The organism is Aquimarina algiphila (genome assembly GCF_007489275.1).
Taxonomy (GTDB): Bacteria; Bacteroidota; Bacteroidia; order Flavobacteriales; family Flavobacteriaceae; genus Aquimarina; species Aquimarina algiphila.
Window position 1 is genome coordinate 1 of record NZ_VLNR01000026.1, and the last position, 11725, is coordinate 11725.

14 protein-coding genes are annotated in these 11725 nt (G+C 32.3%); 6 read left to right on the plus strand and 8 right to left on the minus strand.

The annotated features are described in order from the left end of the window. Positions 1–130 precede the first annotated feature (130 nt). Genes FOF46_RS13485 through FOF46_RS13500 form a run of 4 tightly spaced genes read left to right on the plus strand, consistent with a single transcriptional unit; the run spans position 131 to position 2746 of the window. Complete coding sequence (locus tag FOF46_RS13485) at positions 131–574, plus strand: hypothetical protein (protein WP_109434294.1); 444 nt, start codon at positions 131–133, stop codon at positions 572–574. A gap of 6 nt (positions 575–580) precedes the next feature. Then, on the plus strand, positions 581–1078 hold the full coding sequence (locus tag FOF46_RS13490) for a hypothetical protein (protein ID WP_143916785.1): 498 nt from the start codon (positions 581–583) through the stop codon (positions 1076–1078). A 17-nt stretch (positions 1079–1095) separates the two neighbouring features. Then, positions 1096–1761, plus strand: a complete 666-nt coding sequence (locus tag FOF46_RS13495; RefSeq protein WP_109434292.1) for a hypothetical protein — start codon at positions 1096–1098, stop codon at positions 1759–1761. After that, positions 1742–2746 (plus strand): 2-hydroxyacid dehydrogenase, encoded by a 1005-nt coding sequence (locus tag FOF46_RS13500; RefSeq protein WP_109434291.1) that lies wholly within the window; start codon positions 1742–1744, stop codon positions 2744–2746. Before FOF46_RS13495 ends, FOF46_RS13500 begins: the two co-directional genes overlap by 20 nt. Here the strand turns inward: FOF46_RS13500 and FOF46_RS13505 are convergent. The 7 genes from FOF46_RS13505 to FOF46_RS13535 form a co-directional block, all read right to left on the minus strand. After that, positions 2735–3148 (minus strand): DUF6691 family protein, encoded by a 414-nt coding sequence (locus tag FOF46_RS13505; RefSeq protein WP_109434290.1) that lies wholly within the window; start codon positions 3146–3148, stop codon positions 2735–2737. The two genes, FOF46_RS13500 and FOF46_RS13505, sit on opposite strands and share 12 nt — an antisense overlap. Positions 3149–3152: 4 nt before the next feature. Beyond that, on the minus strand, positions 3153–3710 hold the full coding sequence (locus tag FOF46_RS13510) for a YeeE/YedE family protein (protein WP_143916786.1): 558 nt from the start codon (positions 3708–3710) through the stop codon (positions 3153–3155). A 78-nt stretch (positions 3711–3788) separates the two neighbouring features. Next, positions 3789–5201 carry an MBL fold metallo-hydrolase gene (locus FOF46_RS13515; protein ID WP_109434288.1) on the minus strand — a complete coding sequence of 471 codons (1413 nt, stop codon included), beginning with the start codon at positions 5199–5201 and terminating at the stop codon, positions 3789–3791. A 113-nt stretch (positions 5202–5314) separates the two neighbouring features. Beyond that, positions 5315–5947 (minus strand): Crp/Fnr family transcriptional regulator, encoded by a 633-nt coding sequence (locus tag FOF46_RS13520; protein ID WP_109434287.1) that lies wholly within the window; start codon positions 5945–5947, stop codon positions 5315–5317. Then, positions 5931–6722, minus strand: a complete 792-nt coding sequence (locus tag FOF46_RS13525; RefSeq protein WP_109434286.1) for a patatin-like phospholipase family protein — start codon at positions 6720–6722, stop codon at positions 5931–5933. The genes FOF46_RS13520 and FOF46_RS13525 overlap by 17 nt, the downstream gene beginning before the upstream one ends. A gap of 18 nt (positions 6723–6740) precedes the next feature. Then, a complete protein-coding gene (gene cls / locus FOF46_RS13530; RefSeq protein WP_143916787.1) occupies positions 6741–8162 on the minus strand; it encodes a cardiolipin synthase in 1422 nt (473 codons plus the stop codon). Between the two features lie 91 nt (positions 8163–8253). Beyond that, on the minus strand, positions 8254–9090 hold the full coding sequence (locus tag FOF46_RS13535) for a universal stress protein (RefSeq protein WP_143916788.1): 837 nt from the start codon (positions 9088–9090) through the stop codon (positions 8254–8256). A gap of 160 nt (positions 9091–9250) precedes the next feature. On the opposite strand from FOF46_RS13535, the gene FOF46_RS13540 reads away from it, so the two are divergent. Together FOF46_RS13540 and FOF46_RS13545 are read left to right on the plus strand one after the other, a co-directional pair. Then, positions 9251–10234 (plus strand): hypothetical protein, encoded by a 984-nt coding sequence (locus FOF46_RS13540; protein WP_143916789.1) that lies wholly within the window; start codon positions 9251–9253, stop codon positions 10232–10234. Beyond that, complete coding sequence (locus FOF46_RS13545; RefSeq protein ID WP_143916790.1) at positions 10231–11196, plus strand: glycogen-binding domain-containing protein; 966 nt, start codon at positions 10231–10233, stop codon at positions 11194–11196. The genes FOF46_RS13540 and FOF46_RS13545 overlap by 4 nt, the downstream gene beginning before the upstream one ends. An 8-nt stretch (positions 11197–11204) precedes the next feature. Here the strand turns inward: FOF46_RS13545 and FOF46_RS13550 are convergent, their stop codons facing one another. Further along, positions 11205–11669: an MORN repeat-containing protein gene (locus tag FOF46_RS13550; RefSeq protein WP_109434281.1), complete on the minus strand. Its 465-nt coding sequence runs from the start codon at positions 11667–11669 to the stop codon at positions 11205–11207. Positions 11670–11725: the final 56 nt, after the last annotated feature.

The following is an 11725-nucleotide window of genomic DNA, read 5'->3' on the forward strand; positions in this document are numbered from 1 at the left end:
GGAGAGTCGATGAGAAGAAAAAGAAAAAAATCGTAATTTTAACACTGAAATAAACACGCTTTTGGGAACTGTTTTGCTATGCTCTATTTAAACAGGAATACCCGGGTCAATTTCATAGGAATCTCCAATCATGAAACCAAAACAACCAAATGTAAAATATATAGAATGGCGAAGTCCCGAAGAGTTGCATGAAACTTCTATTCAATGGGTTTTAGAACTTAAGTTTATTAAGGATGAACAACATTTTCTAGACGAACTTATTAAAAACCATACTATAGAATTAATCTCTGAAAAAACTTTTGAAAAAAGTAGAGATATCGTTAATGAATTATCTACTAAAAGAAAAGAAATCGATCCGCTTCTAAAAAAAATAATCAACCATCATAATGAATTAACAATACTGATGGACGGTATCGATCAACCCAAAAAAGAAAAGCAATATAAAGAAGATCATAGAGAATTGACCATAATAGTAAATATCTACCTTAATGATTACAAAGTATTGAAAAGAAAGATTTTTGACCTGATTAAAATGATAATGAAACTAGGGAAACAAAAACGATTATTAAGTTAATTTTTGATGAGAGTTGTTAGAAAAATACTCATCCTGATTTTTATTCTTTTTGCTGGATATTGGATATGGTATGAATATAAGTATAGTATGGATACTGTGATTCCTTTAAAAGTTAATCAGTCTAGTCTACAAACTAAAGTTTTGATAGCATCACAAGGTAGTAGATTTAAAGATTCACTAGTACAAGGGATTTTAAAACATTATAAAAAAGATGATATTCATTTTAAAGTAATCGATGCATATACTTTTTTTACTGTAAATATTGATAAATGGGACGCCATAGTGATCATTAATTCTTGGGAGTATGGCAGTCCACCGCTTAATATTAAAAAATTTATAGAAGAACACCCGGATCAATTAGATAAACTTATCATCCTATCTACAGTAGGGAGTAGCAATATTGCTCTCGAAGAAGTAGATGTTATATCGGGAGAATCTATTCTAGAAAAAACACCTGAGTATACAAGTATTGTAACAGAACGATTAGATAAACTTATAAAGTAAAAACCAATTTAGAAAACATGAACAAACTGTATCTTTCTCTTTTAATAATTACCGGATTATTTAGTGCTTGTACATCAAGTGAACTGGTTGAAAACTGGAAAAATCCTGATATCGATACGTTTGAAGCGCAAAAGGTGCTGGTAATAGGTATTACTCCAGATGAAAATGCAAGAAAAGTATTCGAGAAGAAACTTGCAGGAGAACTGAAAAAAAACGGGGTTAAAGCAGTAAAGAGTTTAGATTATTTTGAAAAATCTTTCACCAATTCTCCCAAGACCGAAACAGAAGTGATGAGCCTTGAGTCTCAGCTTATTGAAAAAGGTTTTGACGCTATTTTACTTTCCAAAGTACTTGGAGTTGAAGATAAAGTCACGGTGGTAAAAGCATATAGAAATCTTGATAAGACATTTGATAGTTTTAGAGACGATTATTATGAAAATCAAGATATTTATTATGATGAAGATTATTATTCTGCATATCAAATTTTTCATGCAGAATCATCCCTGTACTGTATTTGCCCAGATAAAGAAAGAGAATTAATTTGGAAGGGATCAATAGATATTACAGAGCCAGAAAATATTAAGAAAGCCGTAAGCGATTATGTTAAAGTACTGGTATGGGCGTTAAAAGGGCAACAATTATTAATTATTGAAGAAATGACAGATGAAGGTATTGATATATAGTGCTAAAGATTTTGAAATTCCCTTTCTGGAAAAAGCAAACAATGAAACACATCAAATAAAATACATACCAGAGCAGCTTTCTTGTGAAACAGCTAGGTTGGCTATTGGTTTTGATGCCATAGCAATTTCTTCTGATGATAATGGATCCTCTAGAGTATTAGAAAGATTAAAAGATTTCGGAGTTAAACATGTTGCACTGCGCTCTACAGGATTTGATAATGTAAACCTTATCGTGGCTAAGAAATTAGGAATAAAGGTTGCTAATGCTGCCGGATATTCCCCAGAGGCAATAGCAGAACATGCGGTTGCATTATTGTTAAGTCTTAATCGTAAATTGATACAGGCTAATGATCAAGTAAAAAACTATAATTTCTCGGTAAGTAACTTGGTGGGATTTGATCTTAATAAAAAAACAATTGGTATTGTAGGAACAGGTAGAATAGGAACGGTAATTGCTAAAATAATGCATGGATTTAATTGTAAGATCATTGCCAATGATATTTATGAAAATCAAGAATTAAAGGAAAAATACCAAGTAACATATGTGGAGTTAGAAGACCTATGCAAACAATCTGACGTAATATTTTTAAGTATGCCGCTTACTACCGAGACACACTATCTTATTGATGTAAATTATATTAATCATATGAAAAGAGAGGTGTTGCTTGTTAATGTTGCAAGAGGTGCAGTGGTGTACACTCAAGATATATTGGAGGCACTAGACTCAAAAAGGATTGGGGGGTATGGAGCAGATGTTTATGAGCATGAAAGAGGTGTTTTTTTCTATGATCATTCTAAGGATAAACTCGATGATCCCATATTAAAACGTCTTATTGATCATCCCAATGTATTACTTACTCCCCATCAAGCATTTCTTACAAAAGAAGCATTGACTAATATTGCAGAAACCACTTTTTATAATATCAATTGTTGGGAGCGCAATGAACCTGGTAAAAATGAACTGACATTGGAGTTAGTGGGGTAGTTTTGCTTTTAACACTCCATATAAAAAAGTACCTAAAATGGCTGAGATAATTACAATGAAAATTGGTAAATAACCAGCTCCTAAAAGCACAAACATAGGACCAGGACATGCACCGGCTAGAGCCCACCCTAACCCAAAAATTATTCCGCCATACATGTATCTCTTAAAACTTTTGTCTTTTGGTAAGATAGTAATGTTATCTCCATAAAAGGATTTGACCTTATATCTTTTTATAAATTGGGTGACTACTATACCTAAACCAACTGCAGAACCAATGATGCCATACATATGAAAAGATCCAAATTGAAACATTTCATAAATTCTAAACCAAGAAGCAGCTTCGGATTTGAATAAAACAATTCCGAAGAAAATACCGATACATAAATATATAATTGAACGCATATGTTTAAAATATTAAAGGAAAAATAATATGTATCATAACCAATCCACCAATAAAAAAGCCAATGACCGCAATTAGTGAGGGCAGTTGTAAATTGCTTAACCCCGAGATAGCATGTCCAGAGGTGCACCCTCCTGCATACCTGGCTCCAAAACCTACTAATATACCACCAATTATAAGCAGTAAAATTCCTTTTGGATCAGTTAGTATTTCGTTAGAAAATAGAAAATCTGGCATATAAGCATTACCAGCATCTATGAATCCTTTAGATTGAAGATCAGTTATGACTTCAGGATTCATTAATACAGCTGTATCATTAGATAAAAAATTGGCAGCAATAAACCCTCCAATGATTGTTCCCAAAGCGACCAAAAGATTCCATCGTTGAGTTTTCCAATCAAACTTAAAAAAATCAGTTGTTTTTCCTGCACCACATAGGGTACACATGGTCCTTAGATTTGAGGACATCCCAAATCCTTTTCCAACCATTAGTAATAGGAACAATACTAATGCAATTAATGGTCCTGATATATACCAAGGCCAAGGTTGATAAATCCAATTCATAAGCAATATTTTGAGGTAAAGAAATTAAAACTCAAAGGAGTTATCAGTAACAAATGTTACATTGCATGAATTTTTAATTTATTTCAAAGTCGAAGGACACACATACTCTGTAGTTTTTATACCAACTTCTTTGATATCTTTAAATCCTCCTGCAACATCAATTAAATTGTGTATACCTCTACTTTTTATTATTGATGCAGCAATTACAGAACGATATCCTCCTGCACAATGTACATAAAAGGGTTGGTTTTCTGGGAAATGAGCTAAATAATCGTTGATAAAATCTAAAGGAGAATTATGCGCATTATCTATATGTTCTGCGACAAATTCACTTTCTTTACGTACATCAAAGACAGGAAGTTCCTGATTCTCCATTCTGTTTTTAAATTCAGAAGCAGAAATAGATGTTATGGTATCGTATGTGGCTCCAGATGCTTTCCAAGCTTCAAAACCACCTTCTAGATACCCAAGAGTATGATCAAAACCTACTCTTGATAATCGAGTAATTGTTTCTTCTACTCTACCTTCTGGTGTTACCAATAAAATAGGTTGTTGTACATCGGCTATTAAAGCACCAACCCATGGAGCAAATCCACCATCTATTCCTATAAATATAGACCTGGGGATATGCCCTTTTACATATTCGTTTTGATGTCTTACATCAAGAACAATAGCTCCGGTTTCATTAGCTAAATTTTCAAACTCTTTTGGGGATAACGGTTTTGTTCCTCGTTCTAGAACGTCTCCGATATCAGTATACCCTTCTTTGTTCATTTTTACATTTAGCGGAAAATATAAAGGAGGAGGCAACAATCCATCTGTAACTTCTTTTACAAATTCCTCTTTGGTCATATCGGATCGAAGTGCGTAATTCATTTTCTTTTGATTACCAAGAGTATCCACAGTCTCTTTCATCATGTTTTTACCACATGCAGAACCAGCACCATGAGCAGGATAAACGATGACATCATCAGCTAGAGGCATAATTTTAGTTCTTAAACTATCATAAAGGGTCTCTGCTAATTCTTCTTGTGTTAAATGAGCCGCTTTTTGCGCAAGATCAGGACGTCCAACATCACCAAGAAATAATGTGTCTCCGCTAAAAATAGCATGATCTTTCCCGTTTATATCTCTAAGAAGATATGTGGTACTCTCCATAGTATGCCCAGGAGTATGTAGTGCTATAATAGTGATATCTCCAAGTTTAAACTCTTGTCCATCTTTAGCAATAATGGCTTCAAAAGAAGTATTTGCGTTAGGACCGTATATAATTTTTGCACCAGTCTCTTTTGCCAAAGTAACATGACCACTTACAAAATCAGCATGAAAATGTGTCTCGAAGATGTATTTAATTTTTGCATTATCTTCCTGAGCTTTTTCTATATAAGGTTGTACTTCTCTTAAAGGATCTATTATAGCTACTTCACCATTACTTTCGATGTAATAAGCTCCTTGTGCAAGACATCCTGTATATATTTGTTCTATTTTCATGTGTTCTATTTTGAGCTTTCCTCAATTTTATAAGGAAAAACTAGTTCTTTATTATTTATTGGTCAAAAATAAGGGAATTATTATTGCAATACGGTAACAATTGTTACATAGGTTCAGAAGTGTACTATTTCAATCGTATTTCTATTCAGTTTTACGATACCGTTTTGCTCAAGCTTTTTAAGTAATCTTGAAATTACAACTCTTGATGTATGTAAATCATATGCAATTTGCTGATGAGTATTATTAATGATATTGGTTTGGTTGATTTTTGTTTTGTCTTTAAGATATTTAAGTAGTCTATCATCCATTTTAAGGAAAGCAATACTATCAATAGTCTCAATGGCTTCTATTAATCTTTTATGATAACTTTCAAATACAAAAGCTCTCCAGGATTTGTATTTTGCAGTCCATTCTTCCATTTTTTCTACTGGAATCATAACCAATCTAGCATTGGTCTCAGCAACAGCTTTAATTTCGCTTTTATGATGTCCTAAACAACAAGATAAGGTCATAGCACATGTGTCTCCACGTTCTAAGAAGTACAATAATAACTCATCGCCATCAGTATCTCCTCTAAGAATTTTAATAGCTCCATTAAGAATTAAAGGCATAGCGGTTATATAGCTTCCCGGTCGAATAAGCTCAAAACCTTCTGGTACTTCTTTAAAAGTAGCTACATTGTTGATTTCCTGTAGAAGCTCTTCTTCAAAAAGATGACCATAATTATTTTTAATTTCCTGAATCATTTTTTCTGTTCTTTAGAAATAATTCTAATTGTAATTGAGCTTCTTCATATCCCAGAGCATATACTTTATCCATACTGCTGCTGTTAAAGATTCCGTGATTGACTAATTGCTTTGGTTGAATTATAATATCACAGTGTTTAAATTTGATTTCGGCATTTGGCATTGCCCTAAGGTAGTAGGCACGTTGCATTACATTATAGGAGTGTTTAAAATCTGAAATCTTGGGTTTTTTAATAGGAGATACATCTACACCAATAATCATATCACAATGTTTCATAAGTGGTGATACCGGGAAATTATCAAGAATACCACCATCGGCATAAAGTTGATCTTGGATCATTATGGGAGTAAAAACTCCGGGGAAAGCGGCAGAGGCCAATATAGGTTTGATTAATTCTCCTTTATCAAATACTTCTACTGTTCCTTCTATTAAATTTGTGGCGGTAACAAAAAGTTTTTTAGGTAAAGCTTCAAAAGAATTCTCGGGAAAAAAATTCTCAAGATCATCATGAAATTTTTCAGAATCTAAGAACCCTGCTTTTTTACGGGTGAACCTGTTAAAATTAAATATGGATGTTTTTTGAAAGAAATTTCTAATTTCCTGAGGAGAATATCCTCCGGCATATAATGAGCCTACTATTGCTCCAGCACTGGTTCCTGAGATGTAATTAGGTTTGATTCCGGCTTCTTGTATTGCCTGAATTGCACCAATATGGGCAACACCCTTAAACCCTCCGCCAGATAGTACCAATCCTATATTCTTAGATGTTTTCATTATAGAAATTATATACAATTATAAAATAGGACTAAAGATCTTAGCAACTCCTTCTTTAAGTTTTTCATGCCAAGGTCTTAATACAAAGGTATCATAGTTAAGTCGAATACTTTTACTACAATCATTTAAAAAATCATTTTTGAGAGCTACTGCAAAGGAATCATCGTAGATTACTGCGTTAACTTCATAATTTTGTTCAAAACTTCGAACATCCAGATTGGTTGTACCCACAGATGATATCGTATTATCGGCAACAACAGTTTTACTATGTAAAAAACCTTTTGGGAATAAATAAATCTTTACTCCAGCTTGTAATAATCTTTCAAAATAAGATCTGATACACCACTTAACAATTATATTATCAGATTTGTCTGAAAGTAATAATCTTACATCGACCCTGCTTAGAGAAGCTACTTTTAATGCATCCAAAATAGATTCTCCAGGAATGATATAAGGGTTGGTGATATAAACATATTCTTTGGCCTCATTGATTATAGAAAAATACATCTGTTGTGTGGCAGAAAAATCAGAATCTGGTCCACTATGTACGATTTGAGCAGTAGAGCCGTCTGTTTTTTTATGAGGATGGAAATATGAAATATCTAATATTTCATCATCCCCACTCACCAAATACCAGTCCATAGCAAATATGGCCTGGAGATTATGTACGATAGGTCCTTTTAATTGTAAATGCATATCGTACCAGGCTCCAAGATCAGGATCTCCATTAACATATTTGTCAGATACATTTATCCCTCCTGTAAAGGCAATTTCATCATCAATAACTATGATTTTACGATGATTCCTATAGTTTATCGAGGATAAAAATTTACCAAAGCGGATAGGCAAGAATTTATGAATTTCTACTCCTATATGCTTAAGCTTATTAATATATTTTTTGCTCAGAGATCTACTTCCTATCCCATCATAAAGAATACGAACTTTTACTCCGTTTTTTATTTTTTTTCTAAAAAGTTCAAAAAGACCATTGGTCAATTCACCTTCTTCAAAAATATAATACTCCAGGTGGATAAAATGCTCAGCTTTTTCTAATGCATTGAATATTGCCTGAAAAGTAGCTCTTCCATTTTTAAGAAGCTTTAAGTCATTTCCTGTACATGGAGAAAAATAGGAATTTTTAGTAATTAAAGAAATCATCTTGTGATGTTCTTCGTATTCTTCTTCAGTTATTGGAGAATATTGATCTAAAGCTTTTTTGATGTATGAAGTTATTTTTGGAGTATGCCTAAGTTCAAATAACTTGTTTTTTCTTCGATTTCGACCTAACATCAGGTATAAGAACATTCCTCCGACAGGAATGGTAAAGATTGCAAGTAACCAAGCCAATGTTTTGGTAGGACGCATCCCGTTAAGAAGTAACCTAACAATGATAAAAATTCCGATTAGGATATAGAGCGAGATGATAAAGTATAATAACATCTATTATGCGAATTTGACTATTTCCTCTAAAATATTTAAAAAAAATAAACAAGTATAATAAAAGAACATAAATAGCAGATAAGAGAATATATCAATGATGCATAACCATCAAAGGAACTCGGGTTCCATAACTTATTTTAGAAGTTTCTGAACCCTTAAAAAAACGTTCTAAAAAAGTTTCTTTTTGAATAAACATCGCTGTCATGTCTACATTCATAATCTGTACAAAACTTGTAATAGCCAAAGCGGTTGGGACATTGATAATAGAATGAAACGTATGATTAAGGTCTTTAAAATATTCCTTCATGTGTTTTTTATCATCAAAATCAGCAACTGTAACTGTTTCATCTTCTTTAATCTTAAGGATTCGTATGGAAGATTTATATTTTAATATCATATCCATCAATGGTTCTATACCTTCAGTTTTAAAGTGGTCACTTTCATCTATAGCATATAGTATAGTTTTAGGTTTTTTAAAAGTATATCCTTGCGGAATTGCAATTAAAGGACAATCTATTTTGCGAATTACATTAAGAGTATTGCTTCCAAAAACAACTTCTGAAGCGCCTGTAGCACCATTGGTTCCCATGACAATAATATCTATCTCTTTAGATTTAATTGCCTGTTTTATAGCATCAATAAAAATATCATAATCGGTAATGGTGTGAAAGGTATAGTTCTCATGAGGATATTGCTCCTTTAATTGCTCTATCATGAGATTAAGTTTATTTTTTACATCGCTAATCACAGATTGATGAACTGAGGTATTAGCTGGGGCAACCATAAGATCATCAGTGGTATAATTGGACGCTTTTTGCACGTTGAGAATATAAAATGTACAGAGTTCATTTTTAAAGAGTTCCATAGCATAATAAATTGCATTTTTTGCATTTTCAGAAAAATCGGTAGGAAGCAGTATATTTTTCATAAGTATATCATTTATCAGTATAAAAATAGATGAGACACCATAGAGTAACTATGATATTGGTCATAATAGAACCTAAAGCATACGTTCTTAATTTTATATTAAACTTGGTTTTAAATAGAGAAAAGGTGTAACGAATGTCATCCCTATTGGTCTTATATATATGAGAAAGATTCTATTAGGTACTATATTCTATTTGATTAGTATCACTGGTATTTTTGCCGGAGAGAATGTGCCTGAGTTTTTTCTGGGGAAGAATAAAATTACCTTCCCAAAAGCTGAGATTCTAAATGAATATACAGCTAGAATCCCTTTTAAACTTATTGATCGACTTATTGTTGTAGAAGCAGAATTACTTCAAAAAAAAGGAAATTTTATTATTGATACTGGTTCAGAAACCCTGATGCTTAACAAAGTTCATTTTCCTGTTCAGTATCAACATCTTTCAAGAAAAAAGCAAACTTCTGGAGTTATTTCAGTGATGGACGATACGTTCGAGCAAAATGTAAAAGAATTTATTCTTCAAAATTTTAATTTAAAAAATAAAACATCTGATATTGTTGATTTATCTCATATTGAGAAAACTAAAAAAATGAACCTGTTAGGAATTATAGGATTTAGTATTCTAAAAGATTATGAAGTATTTGTAGATATGCATCTAAATCAAATTACGCTAACAAAGGTTGATGAATTTGGAACTAAATTGGATCAACATGTATATGCCGAGAAAATTGTGGATAGTATTGATTTTAAATTAAGAAAACATACTATTGTGTTAAATGGTTATATTGGTGATCAAAATGTTAAATTTGGATTGGATACTGCTGCAGAATTTAACCAAATCAATAAAAAAATTGGAAGAAAAGCACTTAAAAATTTTTATCCAAAGAAGCGATTGGTTTTATTAGGAGCCAGTGATCATAAGATTGAAGTGATGGCAGGGAAATTATTTCGCGTAAAACTAAGCGAAACCGTTTATTTTGGACCAATGAATACGATATTGACTAATTTAAATGCAATGAAAGAAGCTTTTGGAACCGAACTGGATGGAGTTTTAGGGTATGAATTCTTTCAACAAAAAAGAACTATTATTAATTATCAAAAAGAAAAACTGTACTTTGTAAAGTATCCATTAGTACGAAATTGAAAAGGAATATACTATATAGCATTTTTTTAATCCTTGCACTTGTAAGCAAGTATTCCTATGCTCAGACCGAACCCTTTAAAGGATATCGCATAGAAGGAGAAGAATTGATATTTTCTTTTGATAAAAGAGATTATGAAAAAGCAACCACTGATCATCATGGAAGTATACTTGATTTTGAAGATTTGGATATACAAAATGTTGTGGTCTCAGGAAAATTTAACAATTGGTCAAAGCATAAATGGAAGATGACCAAAGTTGATGAAAATAAATATGAACTCAGAAAAAAATTAAGTGATTTTACTGATGAGTTTTCTTGGGAATTTAAATTTGTAATCAACAATGCCTATTGGGCAGAGCCTTCAAAAAGAGATGGTAATGCGGTTAGAGCTTATAAAAATGGATATAGGTTGCGATCTTATAATCTAAAATTTTATACCGCATACCCTGATAAAAATGGAAATATAACATTCACACTTAATGGATATGATACTGCAAGAAAAGTAATTTTAAGTGGTAGTTTTAATAAATGGAATGAAGATCTATTTAGGATGACTAAGAACGAGGACTGCTGGACTTTAACATTAAAAATAAGACCTGGAGAGTATCAATATAAATTTATTGTTGATGGAGATTGGATAGAAGATCCCGATAATCCTAGAAAAACGATTAACGAATTTAGTGGATACAACTCCTTAATAGACATAAAAGCACCTGCAAAATTTATTCTTAATGGTTTCCTGGATGCTCAACAAGTTATTATTGCGGGTTCATTTAATAATTGGTCAGAAGGAGAATATAAAATGACTAGAACCAAGAATGGTTGGGCAGATACTCTGATGCTGTCTGGAGGCAAACATCATTATAAATTTATTGTTGATGGCAAATGGATGGAAGACCCTGATAACCCTGTAAAAGAATACGATTTCAAGGGAAACGTCAACTCGGTCTGTATGGTAAAATGAATGTATTATTATTCGCTGGTATCGACATAAAGATCTTGCTCCCACACACCTTCCTTTACTACTGCTCCGTTATTGTCGTATAATTTTCCTTTTCCATTTTTTTGATTTTTCTTCCACTTACCACTATATTTTGAACCATTTGACCAATGCATAGTTCCTTTCCCATGGCGTTGATTATTCTTAAAACTTCCTTCATAGTAATCGCCGTTAGACCAGGTGTAGGTGCCTTTTCCTGAAATCTTATTGTTATAAAAACTACCAGAATATTTAGTAGAGTCAAACCATAGAATATTACCTTTAACTAATTTTCCAAATGCAACTTCTACATCAAAAGCAGCTCCTTGAGAGGTGAATTTATGCCATCCATCAGTTAACTGATTGATGTGTTGAGTTGGTACATTATTTAAATCTTGAGCGTTCCCATAAAAAACCATTCCTACTACAAAAACGAATATACTTATACTTTTTTTCATGTTTTCCCTTTTTTATATTGTCGTACAATGTAAAGGGATACTTACAGAAGGATATA